At 72.4% G+C, this 23021-nt stretch carries 18 protein-coding genes; 9 read left to right on the top strand and 9 right to left on the bottom strand.

Annotated features, from left to right (window positions below; genetic code table 11):
- Positions 1-186 (bottom strand): cold-shock protein (locus JKV81_RS01795; RefSeq protein WP_202074795.1); only part of this gene is annotated, 186 nt, incomplete at its 3' end.
- Between the two features lie 409 nt (positions 187-595).
- Positions 596-1117: a pyridoxamine 5'-phosphate oxidase family protein gene (locus JKV81_RS01790; RefSeq protein ID WP_202074794.1), complete on the bottom strand. Its 522-nt coding sequence runs from the start codon at positions 1115-1117 to the stop codon at positions 596-598.
- Positions 1118-1291: 174 nt separating this feature from the next.
- Between JKV81_RS01790 and JKV81_RS01785 the strand changes: the two genes are divergently transcribed.
- Together JKV81_RS01785 and JKV81_RS01780 are read left to right on the top strand one after the other, a co-directional pair.
- Entirely contained in the window at positions 1292-2206 is a 915-nt protein-coding gene (locus JKV81_RS01785; protein ID WP_129262119.1) for a rhomboid family intramembrane serine protease, read from the top strand.
- 65 nt (positions 2207-2271) lie between these two features.
- Positions 2272-3534: an SLC13 family permease gene (locus tag JKV81_RS01780; protein WP_202074793.1), complete on the top strand. Its 1263-nt coding sequence runs from the start codon at positions 2272-2274 to the stop codon at positions 3532-3534.
- A gap of 111 nt (positions 3535-3645) precedes the next feature.
- Here the strand turns inward: JKV81_RS01780 and JKV81_RS01775 are convergent, their stop codons facing one another.
- From JKV81_RS01775 to JKV81_RS01765, 3 genes are all read right to left on the bottom strand, one after another.
- Complete coding sequence (locus JKV81_RS01775; RefSeq protein ID WP_124276983.1) at positions 3646-5106, bottom strand: glutamate synthase subunit beta; 1461 nt, start codon at positions 5104-5106, stop codon at positions 3646-3648.
- Positions 5099-9658 carry a glutamate synthase large subunit gene (gltB, locus tag JKV81_RS01770; protein WP_202074792.1) on the bottom strand — a complete coding sequence of 1520 codons (4560 nt, stop codon included), beginning with the start codon at positions 9656-9658 and terminating at the stop codon, positions 5099-5101. Before gltB ends, JKV81_RS01775 begins: the two co-directional genes overlap by 8 nt.
- Before the next feature lie 454 nt (positions 9659-10112).
- Positions 10113-10844: a VIT1/CCC1 transporter family protein gene (locus JKV81_RS01765; RefSeq protein ID WP_099176186.1), complete on the bottom strand. Its 732-nt coding sequence runs from the start codon at positions 10842-10844 to the stop codon at positions 10113-10115.
- Between the two features lie 232 nt (positions 10845-11076).
- Between JKV81_RS01765 and JKV81_RS01760 the strand changes: the two genes are divergently transcribed.
- From JKV81_RS01760 to JKV81_RS01730, 7 genes are read left to right on the top strand one after another with little or no spacing between them, the layout of a single operon-like run.
- Positions 11077-12147 carry an ADP-ribosylglycohydrolase family protein gene (locus tag JKV81_RS01760; RefSeq protein ID WP_202074791.1) on the top strand — a complete coding sequence of 357 codons (1071 nt, stop codon included), beginning with the start codon at positions 11077-11079 and terminating at the stop codon, positions 12145-12147.
- A gap of 59 nt (positions 12148-12206) precedes the next feature.
- Entirely contained in the window at positions 12207-13463 is a 1257-nt protein-coding gene (locus tag JKV81_RS01755) for an ADP-ribosylglycohydrolase family protein (RefSeq protein ID WP_372444051.1), read from the top strand.
- Positions 13399-14595, top strand: a complete 1197-nt coding sequence (locus tag JKV81_RS01750) for an ADP-ribosylglycohydrolase family protein (protein ID WP_202074789.1) — start codon at positions 13399-13401, stop codon at positions 14593-14595. The genes JKV81_RS01755 and JKV81_RS01750 overlap by 65 nt, the downstream gene beginning before the upstream one ends.
- Positions 14592-15968: an ADP-ribosylglycohydrolase family protein gene (locus JKV81_RS01745; RefSeq protein WP_202074788.1), complete on the top strand. Its 1377-nt coding sequence runs from the start codon at positions 14592-14594 to the stop codon at positions 15966-15968. The genes JKV81_RS01750 and JKV81_RS01745 overlap by 4 nt, the downstream gene beginning before the upstream one ends.
- On the top strand, positions 15965-16849 hold the full coding sequence (rbsK, locus tag JKV81_RS01740; RefSeq protein ID WP_129262132.1) for a ribokinase: 885 nt from the start codon (positions 15965-15967) through the stop codon (positions 16847-16849). The genes JKV81_RS01745 and rbsK overlap by 4 nt, the downstream gene beginning before the upstream one ends.
- Positions 16846-18042, top strand: a complete 1197-nt coding sequence (locus JKV81_RS01735; protein ID WP_147985365.1) for a CaiB/BaiF CoA transferase family protein — start codon at positions 16846-16848, stop codon at positions 18040-18042. Before rbsK ends, JKV81_RS01735 begins: the two co-directional genes overlap by 4 nt.
- Complete coding sequence (locus tag JKV81_RS01730) at positions 18039-18860, top strand: HpcH/HpaI aldolase/citrate lyase family protein (RefSeq protein ID WP_124276977.1); 822 nt, start codon at positions 18039-18041, stop codon at positions 18858-18860. The genes JKV81_RS01735 and JKV81_RS01730 overlap by 4 nt, the downstream gene beginning before the upstream one ends.
- A gap of 73 nt (positions 18861-18933) precedes the next feature.
- On the opposite strand, the gene lgt is transcribed toward JKV81_RS01730, so the two are convergent.
- The 4 genes from lgt to trpB form a co-directional block, all read right to left on the bottom strand.
- On the bottom strand, positions 18934-19932 hold the full coding sequence (gene lgt / locus JKV81_RS01725) for a prolipoprotein diacylglyceryl transferase (protein WP_202074787.1): 999 nt from the start codon (positions 19930-19932) through the stop codon (positions 18934-18936).
- A gap of 108 nt (positions 19933-20040) precedes the next feature.
- Positions 20041-20856, bottom strand: a complete 816-nt coding sequence (locus JKV81_RS01720) for a DsbA family protein (RefSeq protein WP_202074786.1) — start codon at positions 20854-20856, stop codon at positions 20041-20043.
- A 75-nt stretch (positions 20857-20931) separates the two neighbouring features.
- The gene (gene trpA, locus JKV81_RS01715; RefSeq protein ID WP_202074785.1) at positions 20932-21744 is read right to left on the bottom strand and encodes a tryptophan synthase subunit alpha; all 813 of its coding nucleotides are present in this window, start codon (positions 21742-21744) and stop codon (positions 20932-20934) included.
- Positions 21741-23018 (bottom strand): tryptophan synthase subunit beta, encoded by a 1278-nt coding sequence (trpB, locus tag JKV81_RS01710; RefSeq protein ID WP_129262140.1) that lies wholly within the window; start codon positions 23016-23018, stop codon positions 21741-21743. The genes trpA and trpB overlap by 4 nt, the downstream gene beginning before the upstream one ends.
- Positions 23019-23021 lie beyond the last annotated feature (3 nt).

Raw genomic sequence — 23021 nt, 5'->3', positions numbered from 1 at the left:
CTCCGCCTGCGGGCCCTTCTGGCCCTGCGTGACGTCGAAGGAGACCTTCTGGCCCTCCTGGAGCTCACGGAAGCCCTGGGTGGCGATGTTGGAGTAGTGGGCGAAGACGTCGGCGCCGCCGCCGTCCTGCTCGATGAAGCCGAAGCCCTTTTCCGAGTTGAACCACTTCACGGTTCCAGTAGCCATGTCATTCTCCTAAAAGAGGTGCAGTGCCGGAAATCCGCACTTTACGGATTCCAAGTCGCCGCATTGAGCCCCATCCGGAGAAAGCCGGAAAACAATAAAGCGCCTGAGGAGGGTTCCCGTCAGGCGCACATAAAGTTCATGGGTACCAAAACTGCAACTCGGCAACCGTAGCACGTTCTGTCGGCGGACGGCAGATCACTCCGTCCCGGCGTGTCGGGAGGTCCGCCGGGAAGTCCGCCGGGAAGCGGCCCGGCAAGGGCCCCGGGCGCCCTGTCGCAGGGGGCAGGTTCACCCGGAAGCCGTACGGGCACGCCTCCGGGCCGCGTACCGCCTGCCCGCAGGATCCATGGCGGGGACTGCTCCGGACGGGTGTACGGGCCAGGTCCGGGCCAGGCGTACGGGCCGGGTGTCACGCCTCGCGGACGGGGCTGTCGTCGGAGCCCCTGCGCAGGGTGCGCAGCGGGTGGCCGGGGCGCCAGACCTGGATGACGAGGTCGTCGCCGTCGATGCCCGTGCGGACCACCTCCGTGGGGTCGGCGCGGAAGAGGAGGAAGGGTTCCGGAGGCGTGACCTCCTCGACGAAGCGGGCCAGCACGGCGGCGTCGGTGATCTCCACGGCCCGGCCGGAGACCCGGATGTCGCCGTCGGCCATCTCCGCGTCCGGCCCGGGGTTGGCCTGGACGGCGAAGCGCGGGTCGCGCCGCAGGTCCAGCGCCTTGCGGGAGCCCGGCATCATGCCCAGCCACAGGGCGTCCATCCGGAACTCCACCTCCAGGCCGGTGACCCGGGGTGAGCCGTCCGCGCGGAGGGTCGCGAGGACGTGGTGCTTGTACTGCTGGAAGCGCTTCTGCACGGCGTCGGCGAAGGCCGGTTCGGCCGTGCGGAAGTCCTGCCATGAGCTGGGTGTCGCGGTCGTGGTCATGGGTGTCATGCAACCCGGTAAGCAGGACACCTTCTGTCGTGATTCGTGGAGCGTCACCGGGATGGCGGCCCCCGGCACCCAGGTGCGCCGCGCCTCACCCGGGTTCGCTATCTTGAGCGCCGCCGCCCCGGTGGCGCTCCTGACCTTGTCCACGCGTCCCGTCCACGAATGAAGGAGCCGGCCATGGAGGCCGCCGCCACCACGTGTTACCGCCACCCGTCCTACGAGACGTATGTGCGCTGCACGCGCTGCGACCGGTACATCTGCCCCGACTGCATGCGTGAGGCGTCCGTGGGCCACCACTGCGTGGAGTGCGTGCAGGAGGGGCAGCGCTCGGTCCGGCAGGCCCGCTCCGTGTTCGGCGGCGCGGTGGCGGGCGCCACGACCCCGGTCGTGACGTATGTGCTGATGGCGGTCAACATCCTCGCGTACGTCGTGGAGGTGGCCCGGTCGGAGACCGTGGACCGGTTCGGGATGCTCGGGGCCGTGCTGCTCGACCCCTCGGGCGGGCAGTACTACTACAAGGGGGAGACCTACCCCGGGTTCGAGCTGATCGGGGTGGCCGGCGGCGAGTGGTACCGGCTGCTGACCGGCACCTTCCTGCATCTGCCGCCCGACGCGTCGTTCGGTGTGATGCACCTGGTCTTCAACATGCTCGCGCTGTGGAACATCGGCCGGGTCGTGGAGGGGCAGCTCGGCCGGGCACGGTATCTGGCGCTCTATCTGCTGTCCGCGGTGGGCGGTTCGGTCCTGGTGTACCTGGTGTCGCCGGAGACGACCGCGGTGGGCGCCTCGGGGGCGGTCTTCGGTCTGGCGGCGTCGTTCTACGTGATCAGCAGGCGGCTGGGCCGGGACATGCAGGCGGTCAACCGCTTCATGGCGGGTCTTCTGCTCTGGTTGGTCGTCTCGGCCGCGTTCACCTCGTGGGAGGGGCACCTCGGCGGGCTGCTGACGGGCGGTCTGGTGACCTACGGGCTCGCGTACGCGCCGGCGAGGCTGCGGACGTCCGCGGCGCAGCTGGCGGGCGGGGCGGTCCTGGTGGTGCTGCTGGCGGCGGTGGTCGCCGTACGGACGGCCGCGCTGACGGGGACGATCTGACGGGCGCGGCCTGAGGCGAACTCGCCGGTCCCCGGCCGGAGTCCGCTTTCTGAGATCATCGTCCCATGGTGAGAGAGGTGCCGGAGGGACGTCAGGGGTCCGGCGGAACTGGGGACGAGGGGCCTGGTGAAGGCCCGCGCGGGTGGGTGCGGGGGCTCCACCCGCTCGACTGGCTCGCGGGCGGTCTGCTGGCCCTGGGGCTGCTCGCGGTGGTGACCGGGCTGCTGCCCGAGGATCCCGCCGCGGCGGAGATGCGGCGCGTCGGGCCGCTGGTGGTGTTCCTGGGCACCGTGATCGTGATGGCCGAGCTGACGGGCCGGGCGCAGGTCTTCGACGTGGTGGCGGCCTGGGTGGCGCGGGCGGGGCGGGGGCGCTATCCGCTGCTGTTCGGGCTGTGCGTGGCGTTCGCGTCGCTCACCACGATCACGCTGAACCTGGACACCACGGCGGTTCTGCTGACTCCGGTCATGCTGGCGCTGGCCACCCGGGTGGGGATCGCGGCGGTGCCGCTGGCGATGACGACGGTGTGGCTGGCCAACACCGCGAGTCTGCTGCTGCCGGTCTCGAACCTGACGAACCTGCTGGCGGCGGAGCGGGTGGCGCTCTCGCCGTCCGGTCTCGCCGCGGTGATGTGGCTGCCCCAGCTCGCGGCGATCGCCATGACCTCGCTCTGGCTGTGGGTCTTCTACTGGCGGCGTGGCCGGCGCGGCGCGGACCGGTACACCCCGCCGGGCCCACCGGTGGCCCGGGACCCCGTCCTGCTGCGGATCTGCGCGGTGGCCTGCGGGGGTTTCCTGCTGGCGATCCTGCTGGCGGACGTCCCGCTGTGGGCGGCGTCGTCGGCGGCGATGGTGGTGGTCGTGGTGGCGTTCGCCGTACGGCGCCGGCAGGAGCTGCGGCTGTCGCTGGTGCCGTGGCGGCTGCTGGTGCTGGTCCCGGGGATGTTCCTGGTGGTGCAGACGGTGGACGCGCACGGCCTGCACGGGCTGCTGGAGTCCGCGCTGGGCTCCGGGAACGGTTTCCTGGGGATGCTGCGGTCGGCGGGGGTCGGGGCGGGGCTGTCGAACGTACTGAACAATCTGCCGGCCTATCTGGCGGGCGAGGCGGTCGTCCCGGCCGGGAACCACGAGCAGCTGCTGGCGCTGCTGATCGGCGTCAACGTGGGGCCGCTGGTCACCCCGTGGGCGTCGCTGGCGACGCTGCTGTGGTTCGAGCGGTGCAGCTTCCACGGGACGCGGATCGCGCTGGGCCGGTTCGTCTCGACGGGGCTGGTGCTGTCGGTGACGGGCACGGCGGCCGCGGTGTGCGCGCTGGCGCTGGTGAGCTGAGGCCGCCGGGGTCCGGACGCGTCGCGGCGCCCGCCCTTGTCCGGTCGGGGACGGGGGCGGGCGCCGCGTTCAGTTCCGTACGCCGTTGTACGGGACGTCTGTGTGCCGTGGTCAGACCGTCAGGGAACGGTCCGTCGGGCGGATCGGGGCGTGCAGGGCACTGGTCCCGGTCAGGAAGCGGTCCACGCCGCGTGCCGCGGAGCGGCCCTCGGCGATGGCCCAGACGATGAGGGACTGGCCGCGGCCCGCGTCACCGGCGACGTAGACGCCGTCGACGTTGGTCGCGTAGTCCTCGTCGCGTGCGATGTTGCCGCGCTCGTCGAGGTCGAGGCCGAACTGCTGGACGAGGCCGTTGGCCTGGTCGGTGCCGGTGAAGCCCATGGCCAGGGTGACGAGCTGGGCGGGGATGACACGCTCGGTGCCGGCCTTCTGCTCCAGCTTGCCGTCCTTGAACTCCACCTCGATGAGGTGGAGGGACTGGACGTTGCCGTCCTCGTCGCCCTCGAAGTGGGTGGTGGAGACGGAGTAGATCCGCTCGCCGCCCTCCTCGTGCGCGGAGGTGACCTTGTAGAGCATCGGGAAGGTCGGCCAGGGCTGGTTGGCGTTACGTTCGGCGCCCGGCTGGGGCATGATCTCCAGCTGGGTGACGGAGGCCGCGCCCTGGCGGTGGGCGGTGCCGACGCAGTCGGCGCCGGTGTCGCCGCCGCCGATGACGACGACGTGCTTGCCCTCGGCGGTGATCGGGGAGACCGTGAGGTCGCCCTCCTGCACCTTGTTGGCGAGCGGGAGGTACTCCATCGCGAAGTGCACGCCGTTCAGGTCGCGGCCCGGGACGGGCAGGTCGCGGGAGACGGTGGCACCGGCGGCGATGACGACCGCGTCGTAGCGGCGGCGGAGCTTGGCGGCGTCGATGTCCTTGCCGATCTCCACCTCCGTACGGAACTTGGTGCCTTCCGCGCGCATCTGCTCGATGCGGCGGTTGATGTGCGACTTCTCCATCTTGAACTCGGGGATGCCGTAGCGGAGGAGTCCTCCGATGCGGTCCGCGCGCTCGAAGACGGCGACGGTGTGGCCGGCGCGGGTCAGCTGCTGGGCGGCGGCGAGTCCCGCCGGGCCGGAGCCGATGACGGCGACGGTCTTGCCGGAGAGGCGCTCGGGCGGCTGCGGGGTGACGTCGCCGCTGTCCCACGCCTTGTCGATGATGGAGACTTCGACGTTCTTGATGGTGACGGCCGGCTGGTTGATGCCGAGGACGCACGCCGACTCGCACGGGGCGGGGCACAGGCGGCCCGTGAACTCCGGGAAGTTGTTCGTGGCGTGCAGGCGCTCGGACGCCGCCGACCAGTCCTCGCGGTAGGCGTAGTCGTTCCACTCGGGGATGAGGTTTCCGAGGGGACAGCCGTTGTGGCAGAACGGGATGCCGCAGTCCATGCAGCGGCCGGCCTGCTTGCTGATGATCGGGAGCAGCGATCCCGGAACGTAGACCTCGTTCCAGTCCTTGACGCGCTCGCCGACGGGGCGGGTCTCGGCGACCTCGCGTCCGGTGGTCAGGAAGCCCTTGGGGTCAGCCATTGGTCGCCGCCTCCATCATCTTCTCGGTGGTCTCCTGCTCGGAGAGACCGGCGAGCTCAGCGGCGTCCTTGGCGGCGAGCACTGCCTTGTAGGTGGACGGGATGATCTTGCTGAAGCGGGTGACCGCGGAGTCCCAGTCGGCCAGCAGCTTCTCGGCGACCGTGGAGCCGGTCTCTTCCTGGTGGCGGCGCACGACGTCGTGCAGCCACTGCCGGTCGGTGTCGTCGAGGAGCTCGACGGCACCGACGTTGCCGGTGTTGACGTTGTCGAGGTCGAGGTCGATGACGTACGCGATGCCGCCGGACATGCCCGCGGCGAAGTTGCGTCCCGTCTCACCGAGGACGACCGCGTGGCCGCCGGTCATGTACTCGCAGCCGTGGTCGCCCACGCCTTCCGAGACGACCGTGGCGCCGGAGTTGCGGACGCAGAAGCGCTCGCCGGTCCGGCCGCGGAGGAACAGCTCGCCGCCGGTCGCACCGTAGCCGATGGTGTTGCCGGCGATGGTGGAGTACTCGGCGAGGTGGTCGGCGCCGCGGTCCGGGCGGACGATGACGCGGCCGCCGGAGAGGCCCTTGCCGACGTAGTCGTTGGCGTCGCCCTCCAGGCGCAGCGTCACACCGCGCGGTACGAACGCGCCGAAGGACTGGCCCGCGGAGCCGGTGAAGGTGATGTCGATGGTGTCGTCGGGCAGGCCCGCACCGCCGAACTTCTTGGTCACCTCGTGGCCGAGCATGGTGCCGACGGTCCGGTTGATGTTGCGGATCGCGATCTGCGCCCGGACGGGCTGGGCGGCCTCGGCGCTGTCGGCGCCCAGGGCGTCGGCGGCGAGCTTGATCAGCTCGTTGTCGAGGGCCTTGGTCAGTCCGTGGTCCTGGTCGTTGACGCGGTGGCGCACCGCACCCTCGGGGAGTTCGGGCACGTAGAAGAGGGGCTCCAGGTCGAGGCCCTGTGCCTTCCAGTGGGTGACGGCCCGCTCGGTGTCGAGGAGTTCGGCGTGGCCGACGGCCTCCTCGATGGTGCGGAAGCCGAGCTCGGCGAGGATCTCGCGGACCTCTTCGGCGATGAACTCGAAGAAATTGACGATGTACTCGGCCTTGCCGGAGAACCGCTCGCGCAGGACGGGGTTCTGGGTGGCGATGCCGACCGGGCACGTGTCGAGGTGGCAGACGCGCATCATGACGCAGCCGGAGACGACGAGCGGCGCGGTCGCGAAACCGAACTCCTCGGCGCCCAGGAGCGCGGCGATGACGACGTCGCGGCCGGTCTTGAGCTGGCCGTCGGTCTGGACGACGATGCGGTCGCGCAGGCCGTTGAGCAGCAGGGTCTGCTGGGTCTCGGCGAGGCCGAGCTCCCAGGGGCCGCCCGCGTGCTTGAGCGAGGTGAGCGGCGAGGCGCCGGTGCCGCCGTCGTGGCCGGAGATGAGGACGACGTCCGCGTGGGCCTTGGAGACACCCGCGGCGACCGTTCCGACGCCGACCTCGGAGACCAGCTTCACGTGGACGCGGGCCGCCGGGTTGGCGTTCTTGAGGTCGTGGATCAGCTGAGCCAGGTCCTCGATGGAGTAGATGTCGTGGTGCGGCGGGGGCGAGATCAGGCCGACGCCCGGGGTGGAGTGCCGGGTCTTGGCGACCCACGGGTAGACCTTGTGGCCGGGCAGCTGGCCGCCCTCGCCGGGCTTGGCGCCCTGCGCCATCTTGATCTGGATGTCGTCCGCGTTGACCAGGTACTCGCTGGTGACACCGAAGCGGCCGGAGGCGACCTGCTTGATGGACGAGCGGCGTGCCGGGTCGTAGAGGCGCTCGGAGTCCTCGCCGCCCTCACCGGTGTTGGACTTGCCGCCCAGCTGGTTCATGGCGACGGCGAGGGTCTCGTGCGCCTCCTGGGAGATGGAGCCGTACGACATGGCGCCGGTGGAGAAGCGCTTGACGATCTCGGCGGCGGACTCGACCTCGTCGACGGAGATCGGCTCGCGGCCGCTCTTGAAGCCGAACAGGCCGCGGAGCGTCATAAGGCGCTCGGACTGCTCGTTGACCCGGCCGGTGTACTTCTTGAAGATGTCGTACCGGCGGTTGCGGGTGGCGTGCTGGAGGCGGAAGACCGTCTCCGGGTCGAACAGGTGCGGCTCGCCCTCGCGGCGCCACTGGTACTCGCCGCCGATCTCCAGCGCGCGGTGCGAGGCGGAGATGCCGGAGGCGGGGTACGCCTTGGTGTGCCGGGCGGCGACCTCCTTGGCGACGACGTCGAGTCCGGCGCCGCCGATCTTGGTGGCGGTGCCGTTGAAGTACTGCGCGACGAAGGCCTCGTCGAGGCCGACGGCCTCGAAGACCTGGGCGCCGCGGTAGGAGGCGACGGTCGAGATGCCCATCTTGGACATGACCTTCAGGACGCCCTTGCCAAGGGCGTAGATCAGGTTGCGGATGGCCAGCTCGGGCTCGATGCCCTCGATGAACGTACCGGCGCGGACGAGGTCCTCGACGGACTCCATGGCGAGGTACGGGTTGACGGCGGCGGCGCCGTACCCGATGAGGAGCGCGACGTGGTGGACCTCGCGGACGTCGCCGGCCTCGACCAGCAGGCCCACCTGGGTGCGCTGCTTGGTGCGGATGAGGTGGTGGTGGACGGCCGAGGTGAGCAGCAGCGAGGGGATCGGCGCGTGCTCGGCGTCGGAGTGCCGGTCGGACAGGACGATGAGGCGGGCGCCGTCCTCTATGGCGGCGTCGACCTCGGCGGTGATCTGCTCGATCCGGGCGGCGAGGGCGTCGCCGCCGCCGCTGACGCGGTAGAGGCCGGAGAGGGTCGCGGCCTTCATTCCCGGCATGTCGCCGTCGGCGTTGATGTGTATGAGCTTGGCCAGCTCGTCGTTGTCGATCACCGGGAAGGGCAGCGTGACCGCGCGGCAGGCGGCGGCGGTCGGCTCCAGGATGTTCCCCTGGGGGCCGAGCGTGGAGCGCAGCGAGGTGACGAGCTCCTCGCGGATGGCGTCCAGCGGCGGGTTGGTGACCTGGGCGAAGAGCTGGGTGAAGTAGTCGAAGAGCAGCCGGGGGCGCTCGGAGAGCGCGGCGATCGGCGAGTCGGTGCCCATGGAGCCGAGGGGTTCGCCGGCGGTGCGGGCCATCGGGGCGAGGAGGACGCGGAGCTCCTCCTCGGTGTAGCCGAAGGTCTGCTGGCGGCGGGTGACCGAGGCGTGGGTGTGGACGATGTGCTCGCGCTCGGGGAGGTCCTCGAGCTCGATCTCGCCGGTTTCCAGCCACTCCTGGTACGGGTTCTCGGCGGCCAGGGACGCCTTGATCTCGTCGTCCTCGATGATGCGGTGCTCGGCGGTGTCCACGAGGAACATGCGGCCGGGCTGGAGGCGGCCCTTGCGGACCACCTTGGCCGGGTCGATGTCGAGGACGCCGACCTCGGAGGAGAGGACGACGAGGCCGTCGTCGGTGACCCAGTAGCGGCCGGGGCGCAGACCGTTGCGGTCGAGGACCGCGCCGACCTGGACGCCGTCGGTGAAGGTGACGCAGGCCGGGCCGTCCCAGGGCTCCATCATCGTGGAGTGGTACTGGTAGAAGGCGCGGCGGGCCGGGTCCATCGAGGCGTGGTTCTCCCATGCCTCGGGGACCATCATCAGCACCGAGTGCGGCAGCGAGCGGCCGCCGAGGTGGAGCAGCTCCAGGACCTCGTCGAAGGAGGCGGAGTCGGAGGCGTCGGGGGTGCAGACGGGGAAGATCCGGTCGAGCTGCGCCTCGCCGAAGAGGCTGGAGGCGAGCTGGGACTCGCGGGCCTTCATCCAGTTGCGGTTGCCCTTGACCGTGTTGATCTCGCCGTTGTGCGCGACGAAGCGGTACGGGTGGGCGAGCGGCCAGCTCGGGAAGGTGTTGGTGGAGAAGCGGGAGTGGACCAGCGCGACCGCGGTGGCGAAGCGGCGGTCGGAGAGGTCCGGGAAGAACGGCTCCAGCTGCCCGGTGGTGAGCATGCCCTTGTAGACGATCGTGCGTGCGGAGAGCGAGGGGAAGTACACCCCGGCCTCACGCTCGGCGCGCTTGCGCAGGACGAAGGCCTTGCGGTCCAGGACGATGCCGGTGCTCTCACCGTCGGCGACGATCAGCTGGCGGAATTCGGGCATCGTGGCGCGGGCGCCGCTGCCGAGGATGTCGGGCGTGACCGGGACCTGGCGCCAGCCGAGGACGTCGAGGCCCTCTTCGGCGGCGATCTTCTCGATCTGCTTGACGGAGTCGGTGGAGTCGTCCGCGGGGAGGAAGGCGATGCCCACGGCGTAGGAGCCGGCCTCGGGGAGCTCGAAGCCGGCCTCTTCGCGGAGGAAGGCGTCGGGCACCTGGAGGAGAATGCCGGCGCCGTCACCCGAGTCGGGCTCGGATCCTGTGGCGCCGCGGTGTTCGAGGTTGCGCAGTACGGTCAGCGCCTGCTCGACCAGCTCATGGCTGGCCACACCGGTCAGAGTGGCCACGAACCCGACACCACAGGCGTCGTGCTCGTTACGGGGGTCGTACATCCCCTGCTGGACAGGGCGACCGTCCATGGGCGACCAGGCGTCGGAACGCATCGGCTCTCCCGTCGTCGTCGTGGCATGTGCTGTGCCGAGGGACGACGCTGGCCCTCTGCGAAATTTCGTGCAGGTTACATGATGGAACGCTTCTCAAAAAGCGGAAAGAGTGTTCCAACATGCGGACACCACGGAGTCGCGGTGCGGGTGGGTCATGATCGAACGGATCCTTGTGGACCACCGTCCGGGGAGACCGCAGAGAGCAGGCGTCGTTGCCCGCGAGTGTCTACGGCTCTTGCCCAGCGGTCATGGATTCGAAACCGCCGGGTAACGGCTACTTATGTGTAGCACTGCATAGCGTCTCATTTTACGGCGGCCTTACCCCATCCGCCCAGTGACGTGCGTCAAGACGTACGTCACACCGGTGACAACACGGCGGGATGCCCGTGAAATCCCGGCACGGCGGCCGGGTTCCCACGGGCATCCCCACTCTCGCGGTCTCCCCCGCCGGGGCTCAGCCGACGGCCACACCGAACAGTGAGCCCAGGCCGTACGTGATCGCCGCGGCGGCCCCGCCGAGGACCAGTTGGCGCAGTCCGCTGAACCACCAGGTCCGCGCCGTCACCCGGGCCACCACCGCGCCGCACCCGAACAGGCCGGCCAGGGCGAGCAGCACGGCGGGCCACATGACGGTGGCGCCGAGCAGGTAGGGCAGTACGGGCAGCAGGGCGCCCAGCGCGAAGGCGCCGAAGGAGGACAGCGCGGCGACGAGGGGCGAGGGCAGGTCGCCCGGGTCGATGCCCAGCTCCTCGCGGGCGTGTATCTCCAGCGCCTGCTCCGGGTCCCTGGAAAGCTGGCGTGCGACTTCCTGGGCGAGCGCGGGCTCGACCCCCCGGGACTCGTAGAGCGCGGCGAGCTCACGCATCTCGTCCTTGGGGTGTTTGCGCAGCTCACGCCGCTCGACGGCGAGCTCGGCCTCGACGAGCTCGCGCTGCGAGGCGACGGAGGTGTACTCCCCCGCGGCCATCGAGAACGCCCCGGCGGCGAGCCCGGCCAGGCCGGTGATGACGATGGTCTGCTGGGAGACCGCCCCTCCGGCGACGCCCGTCATCAGGGCGAGGTTGGAGACGAGACCGTCCATGGCGCCGAACACCGCGGGGCGCAGCCAGCCGCCGTTGACGTCACGGTGCGTGTGGTTGTCGCGGTGGGCCTCGTGCAGTACGGCGTCGGTCTCGATGATGGACACAGCTCTCCCCTTCTCCGGGAGCGGCCCCGAGAGATCCTCCTCCGCTCCGCACAGTCGAAAGTACGCACGAAAAAGGCCTCCCGCCAGCAAGGAAGGCCGAACTTACCTGCTCTGAGCGCGTCACCCAGGCGGCCGATCTGTACGAAATGAGAGCCTCTCTTCGGCCCGATCGGGGAACCCTCCCCTATCCGGTTGTTCCGGGTGGGAGCGAAGGGTCGGCACGATGGAGATCATGGCGGACGGTGCGGGGACGGACACGGACGGTGCGGCCACGGACACGGGTGACCGGGCGCGGGGAGCACTGCTGGGGCTCGCGGTGGGGGACGCGCTCGGAGCGCCGGCGGAGAATCTGCGTCCGTCGGAGATCCGCCGCCGCTGGGGCCGTATCGAGGGCTTCGTCAGTGACGATCCGGCGGGCACCGACGACACCGAGTACGCGATCTTCTCGGGGCTGCTGCTGGCCAGGCACGGCTCGGCGCTGACCGTCTCGCATGTCGAACGGGCCTGGCACCACTGGATCGCCGATCTGGACGAGGGCCCGTTCCGGGGCGCGGGGTTCAGTGAGCGCGGGACGCTGGAGAATCTGCGGCGCGGTCTGGCCGCCCCGATCTCGGCGCAGCACCGGCACGCCTGGAGCGACGGTCTCGCGATGCGGGCGGCGCCGTTCGGGGTGTTCGCGGCGGGGCGTCCCGACGAGGCCGCCCGTCTGGTGGCGGTGGACGGGCGGGTCAGCCATGACGGGGAGGGCATCTACGGCGGCCAGGCGGTCGCGGCGGGGGTGGCGGCCGCGATGGTGGGTGCGGGGCTCGCCTCGGTGATCGCCGCCGCGCTCTCGGTCGTGCCGATGGACTCCTGGACGGCCCGCTCGCTGCGCCGCGCGGTCACGGCGGCGCAGCGCTCGTACCCGGACCGGCTGGCCACCGAGCGTGCGGTGCGGTCCGCGGTGGTGATCGGCGGCTACCCGTGGACGGATCTGGCGCCGGAGGCGGTGGGCCTGGCCTTCGGCGCGCTGACCGCGGCGCGCGGTGACTTCCGTACGGCGGTGCTGACGGCCGTGAACATGGGGCGGGACGCCGACACCACGGCGGCCGTGGCGGGGGCGCTGGCCGGCGCCCTGCACGGGGCGTCGGCGATCCCCCGGGACTGGGCGGCGGCGATCGGCCCGGTGCGGGGCAGCTGTCTGCCGTCGATGCGGGGCTACCACGTCCTGGACATCGCGGAGCTGCTGACCCCGGACGAGGGCGAGGACCCGCCGGGGCCGCCGGCCACCGCGGCCTCCGGTGTCCGGCAGGACGCCCGGTGACCGCCGACCGCCGCCCCGCGCGGGGCGTGCCCACCGCACCGGCGGAGTCCGGCCCGCACGTGGCCATCCGGATCACCTCGGAGCCGGTGGCCGACGGCGGGGGCCGTGGCGCACCGGGCAGGCGGGCCAGGATCGAGGGGCTGCTGCTCGGGCTGGCCGCCGGGGACGCGGCCGGGTGGCCGGCAGCCAGGCACCGGGCGGCCCGGATGCCGGAGTGGACGCGGCGGCTCACCCGGGAGCTGGACACCTTCGCCGAGCAGAACGCGACGACGACGCTCCCCGTGCCCATCGCCCTGAACCAGCCGCCGGAACCGCTGCGGCTCGGCCCGTCCGACGACGCCGAGTGGGCCGCGTTCGCCGCCCGGACCGTGCTGGCCGCCGCGGCCGACCACGCGCCCGGCCTCTCCCCCGGCCACCGGATGCGGGACGCGATCGACCGGTCGTGGAACGCGCTGGCGGCGAAGGTCGCCGCCGCGAGCGCCCGGGCGCCCGAGGTCGAGTCGGCCGTCCTTCCGCTGCGGGCGCGGATCTCCGTACGGTCCGGGCTCGGCAATCTGGCCGCCGGGCTGCGTCCGCCCGCCACCGGGCACGACAACCCGCACTACTTCGACGACGCGGCCTGTGTGCGGGCCGCCGTGCTCGCCGTCGTCCACCCGGGTGATCCGGCGGCGGCGGCCGGGCTCGCCGAGTTCGACGCCCGGTACACCCAGGACGGTGACGGGGTGCACGGCGCGCGGGCCCTCGCCGCCGCGGTCGCCGAGGCCCTCGCCGGGTCCGACGTCGACACGGTGGTGAACGCGGCGCTCGACCAGCTGCCCGAGGGCACCGAGATCGCCCGCAACGCCGTCCACGCCGTGCGGCTGGCCCGGGAGTTCGCGGACGAGGCGGCGGGTGCCTTCGCGCTCGTGCCCGTGCTGGAGCACCAGATCGTGGACCACGTCTACAGCTACGGGATCGCCGCCGCCGAGACCGTGCCGGTCGCCCTCGCCCTGACGACCGCCGCCCGGGGCGAGTTCGCCCAGGCCGTCCCCGCCGCGGCCTGCCTCTCCCGGGTCGCCGACTCGGCGCCCGCGCTGGCCGGGGCGCTGACCGGGGCGCTGGGCGGGACGGCCACCGTGCCCGAGGGCTGGCGGGAGGCCTGCCGGACGCTGGCCGGGTGCGCGCTGCCCCTGTTCGCCGGTACGGACCTCATCGAACTCGCCGGGCGGCTGGCAGCCACGGAACCGGCCACCCCGGGTGGACAATTCCGACATGGCACACAAAACATCCGCACCGCCCGCGGCCGGCACGACCACCACGACGCTCACCCTGGATGAACGCGTCACCGGAGCCCTCGTCGGCGCGGCCGTGGGGGACGCGCTCGGCGGCCCCGTCGAGGGCTGGACACCCGAGCAGATCGCCGAGCGCCACGGCGGCCGGGTGACCGGGATCGTCGGGCCCTGGTACGGCGACGACTGGCGCACCGCCCGCCCCATCGCCCCGTACCACAAGGGCGACGGGCACGTCACCGACGACACCCTGATGACGCACGCGCTGGTCCGGGTGTACGAGACGGTGCGCGGCCACCTCGACGCCTACGCCGTCGCCGACCACCTGGTGCCGGACCTGATGTCGCGGCCCCGCTGGATCCCGGAGCTGGAAGCCGAGGCTCTCCCCCTGCAACGGATCTTCCTCGCCGAGAAGTGGATCGTCACCCGGCTGCACTACGGGCACGCCGACCCCCGCGAGGCGGGCTCCGGGAACATCGTCAACTGCGGGGCGGCGATGTACATGGCCCCGGTCGGCCTGGTGAACGCGGCCCATCCGGAGGCCGCGTACGCGGAGGCGCTGGATGTCGCGGGCGCCCACCAGTCCTCGTACGGCCGTGAGGCGGCCGGGGTCCTGGCCGCCTGTGTCGCCGCCGCCTGCGTTCCGGGCGCCACCCCCGCCTCCGTCGTGGAGACGGCGCTGGCCCTGGCCAAGGACGGCACCCGGTCGGCGATCGAGTCGGTGTGCGAAGTGGCCGCCCGGCACACGGACTTCGAGTCCGCGCTGGTGCCGCTGCGGGCGGCCGTCGCACCGTTCGACACGGTGGGTCCGCACTACCGGGACCCCTCGCTCGGCGCCCGGCGGCCCTCCCGGCTGCACTCCATCGAGGAACTGCCGGTCGCGCTCGGCATGCTGCTCGTCGGGGAGGGCGACTACCGGCGCACGGTGCTCGGCTCGGTCAACTACGGCCGCGACTGCGACTCCATCGCCACGATGAGCGGCGCGCTCGCGGGCGCGCTCCACGGCGAGCAGGCGATCCCGGAGACCTGGGCGAAGACGGTCGCCGAGGCCAGCCGCCTCGACCTGCACGCCCCGGCGCTGGCCCTCGCGGAGGTGGCCCGCGAGATCTTCGTACGGGACACGGCGCGGCGGCGCGCGCACGAGGCGGCGTTCGCCGCGCTGGCGGGCGACGGGCGGTGACCGTACGCCTGACCTGGGTCCAGCCCGAGGACCTGGTGGGCCACGAGCTGCGCCAGGCCGCGCAGGACGGCCGGGATGCCGAGTCCGTCGCGTCGATCGCACAGCGCTGGTACGCCGCGGGCGGCGCCCCCGCCCCGGAGCGCGCGGGGGCTTCGGAGGGCCCCGCGCCGCGCCGGCTGCGCGCGCTCGCCGGGCAGCTGCTGGACGAACTCGCCCTGCGGGAGAGCCCTCTGGCCGCCGACGAGCCGACGGACCTGGCCGCGATCCGGGCCCTCTGCCCCCGCTGGCCCGCCCCGCCCGTCCGCCCGGTGTCCTTCGGGCCCGGCCGTCTGCACGCAGCCTGGCTGGGGCGGGCGGCCGGCTGTCTGCTGGGCAAGCCGGTGGAGAAGCTGCCGCTGGCCGGCATCCGGGCCCTGGCCCGCGCCACCGGGAACTGGCCGCTCACCACCTGGTTCACTGCGCGGGGCCTCCCCGGCGACCTGGCCGCCGCCCACCCGTGGAACCGCCGCTCGGCCCCCACCTCCCTCGCCGAGAACATCGACGGGATGCCCGAGGACGACGACCTCAACTACCCCTTGCTGACCGTGCTGTTGCTCCAGCGGCACGGCCCCGGCTTCAGCACGTCCGACCTCGCCCGGCTCTGGCTCGACGAGCTCCCGGCGGGCCGGGTCTTCACCGCCGAGCGGGTCGCGTACCGCAATCTGCTCGACGGCATCGAACCGCCGGACACCGCGCGCCACCGCAACCCGTTCCGGGAGTGGATCGGCGCCCAGATCCGGGCCGATGTGCACGGCTGGACCCACCCCGGCGACCCGGGCGCCGCAGCGGAACAGGCGCACCGGGACGCGGTCCTCACCCACACGGCCAACGGGGTGTACGGCGCGATGTTCACCGCCGCCGCCCTCGCCGAGGCGGCCGGCGGCGGGACGGATGTGCACGGCTGTCTGGCGGCGGGGCTGCGGGTCGTGCCGCCGCGGTCCCGGTACGCGCACGCGGTGCGCCTCGGCATCGCGACGGCCCGGGCCGAGGAGGACTTCGACACGGCCGTGGACCGGCTCCACGAGGTGTACGGGCCGACCCACCACTGGGTGCACGTCCTGCCCAACGCCGCGCTGCTCGCCGCCGCCCTCACCCACGCCGACGGGGACTTCGGCCGCTCCATCGGCTGCGCGGTGTCCGGCGGCTGGGACACCGACTCCAACGGTGCGACGGCGGGCTCGCTCGCGGGCCTGCTGGCGGGGCGGCCCGACGCGCTGCCCGACCGGTGGACCGCCCCGCTCAAGAACCGCCTCGCCACATCCGTGTCCGGCTTCGGCTCCCTCGGCTTCGACACCCTCGCGGAACTGACCTATCAGGAGGTACGCAGGCCATGACAGCGATCGCGGTGCTCGGCAGCACCAACATGGACCTGGTCGCCTACGTCGCCCGGGCACCCGGGCGCGGGGAGACCGTCACCGGACGGGAGTTCCGGACCGTCCCCGGCGGCAAGGGGGCCAACCAGGCGGTGGCCGCCGCCCGCGCCGGAGGGGACGTGGTGATGATCGGCGCGGTCGGGACCGACGAGTACGGCTCCGCGCTCCGTACGAATCTGGAACACGCCGGTGTGGACACGGAGCTGCTGCACACCGTCGCGGGGCCCAGCGGCACCGCGCACATCGTCGTCGACGACGAGGGGTCCAACGCGATCGTCGTGATCCCCGGCGCCAACGGCACGGTGACCTCGCTCGGTCCGGGCGGGAGCGCCGCGATCGCCGCGGCCGGCCTGCTGCTGCTCCAGCTGGAACTGCCGCTCCCCGTCGTGGCGGAGGGAGCCCGGACCGCGAAGGCCCGGGGCGTACGGACGATCCTCACCCCCTCCCCCGTACAGCCGCTGCCGGCCGGTCTGCTGGACGACATCGACCTGCTGGTCCCCAACGAGCACGAGGCCGCGGCGCTGACCGGGTGCGTGGATCCGCACGGGGCGGCCCAGATCCTGCTGCGGCAGGTCCCCGAGGTGGTGATCACGCTCGGCCGGAAGGGCTGTCTGTACGCGGCCCGGGGCGGCGAGCCGGTCCTCTTCCCCGCCCCCGAGGTCACCGCCGTCGACACGACCGGCGCCGGGGACACCTTCGTCGGCACGCTGGCCGTGGCCCTCGGGGAGGGCCGGTCCGTGCCGGCGGCGCTGGCCTGGGCCTCGTCCGCCGCGGCGCTCTGTGTGCAGAGACCCGGCGCCTCGACGTCCATGCCCCACCGCAGCGAGATCGATGCCGCATGAGCACACCGACCGCTCCGCTCGCCGGGCTGCGGGTCCTGGACCTCGCCACGCTCTTCGCCGGGCCGCTCGCGGCCACCATGCTCGGGGACTTCGGGGCCGAGGTCATCAAGGTCGAGCACCCTCGGAAGCCCGATCCCTCACGCGGCCACGGCCCCTCGAAGGACGGGATCGGCCTGTGGTGGAAGCTGCTCGGCCGCAACAAGCGCACGCTGACCCTCGATCTGTCGGCGCCGGGCGGCCGGGACGTGCTGCTGCGGCTGGCCGCGGAGACCGACGTCGTCATCGAGAACTTCCGGCCCGGCACCCTGGAGCGCTGGGGGCTGGGCTGGGAGGAGCTGCGCGCCGTCAACCCCCGGCTGGTGCTGGCCAGGGTCACGGGCTTCGGGCAGAAGGGCCCGTACGCGCACCGGCCCGGCTTCGGCACGCTCGCCGAGGCGATGAGCGGTTTCGCCGCCGTCACCGGCGAGCCGGACGGGCCGCCGACCCTGCCGCCGTTCGGGCTCGCCGACTCGATCGCGGCGCTCGCCACGGCGTACGCGGTGATGACGGCCCTGGCCGGCCGGGACCGCACCGGGGGCGGGCAGGTGGTCGACATGGCGATCATCGAGCCGATCCTCACCGTGCTGGGCCCGCAGCCCCTCTGGTACGACCAGCTCGGCTACGTCCAGCCCAGGACCGGGAACCGCTCCCGCAACAACGCCCCGCGCAACACCTACCGCACCGCCGACGGCCACTGGGTCGCCGTCTCGACCTCCGCCCAGTCGGTCGCGGAACGGGTGATGCGCCTGGTGGGGCGCCCGGAGCTGACCGAGGAGCCGTGGTTCTCCGCCGGCAGCACCCGCGCCGAGCACGCCGACGAACTCGACGAGGCGGTGGGCCACTGGATCGCCCGGCGCACCCGGGAGGAGGTGGTGGACGCCTTCGAGAAGGCCGAGGCGGCGATCGCGCCGATCCAGGACGTACGGGATGTGATGGAGGACCCGCAGTACCGGGCGCTGGGCACGATCACCGAGGTCGAGGACCCCGAGCTGGGGACGCTGCGGATGCAGAACGTGCTGTTCCGGCTCTCGGAGACACCGGGGGCGATCCGCTGGGCGGGCCGGCCCCACGGCGCGGACACGGACGAGATCCTCGCGGAGCTCGGCCTCTCCGCCCCTGCGGTCGCGGCACTCCGGGACGAGGGGGCGCTGTGAGCGGGCCGGCCACCGCCCTGACCTGGCTGTACGTCCCCGGGGACCGGCCGGAGGTGGTCCGCAAGGCGCTCGGTTCGGGCGCGGACGTGGTGATCGTCGATCTGGAGGACGCGGTCGCGCCGGACCGCAAGGAGTACGCGCGGTCGGCGACGGCGGAGCTGCTCTCGGACCCCGTCACGGCGGACCCGATGGCGGTGCCGGTCCATGTCCGGGTCCACGGCGAGGACGACGTGAGGGCGCTGGCGGGGCTGCCGGGGCTGTCCGGGATGCGGCTGCCGAAGATCACCCATGCGGCGTCCGTGCACCATGTCGAGGCACTGGCTCCGGGTGTGCCGCTGTATCCGCTGCTGGAGTCGGCGCTGGCGATCGAGCACGCGTATTCGATCGCCGGGGCGCATCACGCCGTACGGGGGATCGCCCTGGGCGAGGCGGACCTCCGGGCGGATCTGGGGGTGCGGGACGACGCCGGCCTGGACTGGCCGCGCAGCCGTGTGGTGATCGCCGCCCGGGCGGCCGGGCTCGACCCGCCGGTGATGTCGGTGTACCCCGATGTCCGGGACCTGTCCGGGCTGCGGGCGTCCTGTGCGCACGGGAGGGATCTCGGGCTGCTCGGCCGGGCGGCGATCCACCCCCGGCAGCTGCCGGTGATCGAACGGGCGTTCCGGCCCACGGCACGCGAGGTCGAGGCGGCGGAGCAGATCCTGGAGGCGTCCCGGGCCCAGGCGGGGGCGCAGGCGCTGCCGGACGGGAGGTTCGTCGACGCGGCGGTGGTGGCGAGCGCGGAGCGCACGCTGTCGCTGGCGCGCTCGCGCCGCTGAGGCCCGTACACGGACGGAGGGGCCGCCGGACCTTGGTGGTCCGGCGGCCCCTCCGTCGCGTGTGCGGGGAGCGTCAGCTCCGGTCGGCCTTCTGCGGGGCCCCGTCCTCGTCGGGCGCCTCCGCCCCGGGGTCACCGGCCGCCTCCGGGGTGGCCGGGGCGTCCTCATCGGGGGCGTCGTCGACCTTGTCGTCGGCCTTGTCGGCGCTCGTGTCGTCGGTCGTGTCCGCCGCCTTGTCGCCGTCTTGGGACAGGCCCACCGCGGCGGGCTCGACGATCTCCTCACGGCCGGGGCGCACCTTCGCGGAGATCACGATGTACGTCACGGCGAGCACGAACACGACGATCGCGGTCCACACGTTGAGCCGGAGGCCCAGCACGTGGTGCGCCTCGTCGACGCGCATGTACTCGATCCATCCGCGGCCCGCGCAGTACGCGGCGACGTAGAGCGCGAAGGCGCGGCCGTGTCCGAGCTTGAAGCGGCGGTCCGCCCAGATGACCAGGAGCGCGACGCCGATGCACCACAGGGACTCGTACAGGAACGTCGGGTGGTAGGTGCCCGCGACCCGGTTCGTGCCCTCGCTGATCTTCAGCGCCCAGGGCACGTCGGTCGGCTTGCCGTACAGCTCCTGGTTGAACCAGTTGCCCCAGCGGCCGATGGCCTGGGCGACGGCGATGCCGGGGGCCAGCGCGTCCGCCCAGGCGGGGAGCGGGATCCCGCGGCGGCGGCAGCCGATCCAGGCGCCGACGGCGCCGAGGGCGATCGCGCCCCAGATGCCGAGGCCGCCCTCCCAGATCTTGAAGGCGTCCACCCAGTCCTGACCGTCGCTGAAGTACAGCTGGTAGTCGGTGATGACGTGGTAGAGCCTGCCGCCGACCAGGCCGAAGGGCACGGCCCAGACGGCGATGTCGGCGACGGTGCCGGCTTTGCCGCCCCTGGCGATCCAGCGCTTGTTGCCGAGCCAGACGGCGACGAAGACACCGATGATGATGCAGAACGCGTAGCCGCGGAGCGGGATCGGGCCGAGCTCGATCACGCCGGTCGACGGGCTGGGAATGAAGGCAAGGTTCATGACGGGGTCGACGCTACCCTGCCGGACGGGACGTACGGCAAGCCGTCCGGCAACTTCTGGGTAACGGGGCCCCGGCGGAGTACCCGCCGGAGCGCCCTGCGGCGGGCCTCAGGGGGTGGCGCCGACGGTGGCCGGCTTCTTGCCCTTGTTCGCCTCGGCGACCCACTTCTTGATGTTGGCCGCGGAGATCTGCTCGTCCCCCTTCTTCGGGAAGATCGACTCGCCGTTGAGCAGCGCGGTGGGTGTGCCCTCGAAGCCGCCCTCGCCGAACGCCTTGTTGGACTTCTCGACCCAGCTGTCGTGCGTGCCGTCCTCCACGCAGCTGCGGAAGGCGGGCGTGTCCAGGCCGTCCACCTTGCCCGCCAGCTCGATCAGCTTGCTGTTCTTCCCGAAGGCGTCGTCGGTCTCCGCGGGCTGGTTGCGGTAGAGGACGTCGTGGTACGGGGCGAACTTGCCGACGTCCTGGGCGCAGGCGGCCGCGTTGGCCGCGCGCAGCGAGCCGCTGCCGCCGAGGTTGCCGTCGATGATCGTCGCCAGGTGGTACTCCACCTTGAGCTGACCGCTGTCGGTGAGCTCGGTGAACGTGTCACGGAAGGCGTTCTCGAACTGGGCGCAGACCGGGCAGCGGAAGTCCTCCCAGATCGTGAGCGTGGACGGGGCGTCGTCGGCGCCGACCTGGAGGGCGAGTCCGTCCTTCCCCTGCGCCCCGGACGGGGTGACGGCGGGCCCGGCCTCGCTGTCCTCGCCGTTCTTGCCGGCGTTGGCGGCGATCACTCCGATCACGGCCGCCAGGGCCAGCACCCCCACCACGGCGGTCGAGACGATCAGCGTGCGGCGGCGCCGGTCCCGGGCCCGGTCCTGCTCACGCTGCTGGACGAGCCGGTCACGCGCGGCTCTTCTGCGGTCTTGGTTCTTCTCGCTCACATGGCGCAAACGAACCGGGGAGGCACGTCAGCGCCTCCCCGGTCCCAGGACCACCCGTACGGATGACCCCGGCTGTCAGCGCTTTCGAACGCCTTCGGCCAGTTCGCCCGCCAGCGCCTGGACGGCGGCGAGACCGGCGGCCTCGTCCGGGGCGTCCAGCATCCGCTTGACGAAGGCCGAGCCGACGATCACCCCGTCGGCGAACCCGGCGACCTGCCGGGCGTGGTCGGCGGTGGAGACGCCGATGCCCACGCAGACCGGGAGGTCCGTGGTGGCGCGGGTGCGCCGGACCAGGTCCTGGGCCTGCTCGCCGACCGATTCGCGGGTGCCGGTGACGCCCATCAGCGAGGAGGCGTACACGAATCCGGAGCCGGCCGCCGTGATGGCGGCGAGGCGGGCGTCCTTGCTGCTCGGGGCGACGACGAAGACGGTGGCGAGACCGTGCTTCTCGGCGTGTTCCCTCCACAGCGCGGACTCCTGGACCGGCAGGTCGGGCAGGATGCACCCGGCGCCGCCCGCCTCGGCGAGCTCGGCGGTGAAGCGCTCCACGCCGTACCGGTCGATCGGGTTCCAGTACGTCATGACGAGGATCGGGGCACCCGTCGCCTCGTGCGTCTCGCGGACCGTGCGCATGATGTCGGCGATCTTCACCCCGCCGCGCAGCGCGATGTCGTCGGCGGTCTGGATGACCGGTCCGTCGAGCACCGGGTCGCTGTGCGGGAGGCCCACCTCGATGACGTCGGCACCGCCCGCGACGGCCGCCTTGACGGCCGCGATCCCGCCGTCGACGGTCGGGAAGCCGCCGGGGAGGTAGGCGATGAGCGCCGCACGGTCCTCGGAGGCGGTCCGTGCCAGCGTCGATTCGAGAAGCTCTCGGTTGCCGCTCACTTGGTGACCTCTTCCTCTCCGTCGGCGACATCGGCCTCGACGACCGCGTCGGCGTCGTACAGCCCGAAGTACCGGGCTGCCGTGTCCATGTCCTTGTCGCCGCGGCCGGACAGGTTGATCAGGATCAGCCCGTCCTCGCCGAGCTCCCGGCCGACCTCCAGGGCCCCGGCCAGCGCGTGCGCGCTCTCGATGGCCGGGATGATCCCCTCGGTGCGGGAGAGGAGGCGCAGCGCCTGCATGGCGGCGTCGTCGGTGACGGCGCGGTACTCGCCCCGGCCGACGTCCTTGAGGTAGGCGTGCTCCGGGCCGATGCCCGGGTAGTCGAGTCCGGCCGAGATCGAGTAGGGCTCGGTGATCTGGCCCTCCTCGTCCTGGAGGACGTAACTGCGTGAGCCGTGCAGGATGCCGGGCTCGCCCGCGGTCAGGGTCGCCGCGTGCTCGCCGGTCTCCACGCCGTGTCCTGCGGGCTCGCAGCCGACCAGCCGGACGTCCTGGTCGCCGATGAAGGCGTGGAAGAGGCCGATGGCGTTGGAGCCGCCGCCGACGCAGGCGACCGCGGCGTCCGGCAGCCGGCCGGTGCGCTCCAGGATCTGGCGGCGGGCCTCGACGCCGATCACCCGGTGGAAGTCGCGGACCATCGCCGGGAAGGGGTGCGGTCCGGCGACCGTGCCGAAGAGGTAGTGGGTGCGGTCCACGTTGGCGACCCAGTCGCGGAACGCCTCGTTGATGGCGTCCTTGAGGGTCCGGGAGCCGGACTTCACCGCGACGACCTCGGCGCCGAGCATCCGCATCCGCGCCACGTTCAGCGCCTGCCGCTCGGTGTCGATCTCGCCCATGTAGATGGTGCACTCGAGCCCGAAGAGCGCGCAGGCGGTCGCGGTGGCGACGCCGTGCTGGCCCGCCCCGGTCTCCGCGATGACACGGGTCTTGCCCATCCGCTTGGTGAGCAGGGCCTGGCCGAGCACGTTGTTGATCTTGTGCGAGCCGGTGTGGTTGAGGTCCTCGCGCTTGAGGAAGACGCGGGCGCCCCCGGCGTGCTCGGCGAAGCGCGCGACCTCGGTCAGGGCGCTGGGCCGGCCGGTGTAGTCCACCATGAGCGCGTTGAGCTCGGCGGCGAAGGCCGGGTCGGCCTTGGCCTTGTCGTACTCGACGGCGACCTCGTCCACGGCGGCGACGAGCGCCTCCGGGATGAACTTTCCGCCGTAGGCGCCGAAGTACCCCTCGGCGCTGGGGATCAGACCCTCGGGGTCCGGGATGAAGAAGTCGGACGACATGCG

It is taken from the genome of Streptomyces silvae (assembly GCF_016745505.1).
In the GTDB taxonomy this organism is placed as follows: domain Bacteria; phylum Actinomycetota; class Actinomycetes; order Streptomycetales; family Streptomycetaceae; genus Streptomyces; species Streptomyces silvae.
The sequence above is the reverse complement of the archived record's forward strand: the minus strand, read 5'-3'. Positions and strand labels throughout refer to the sequence as shown.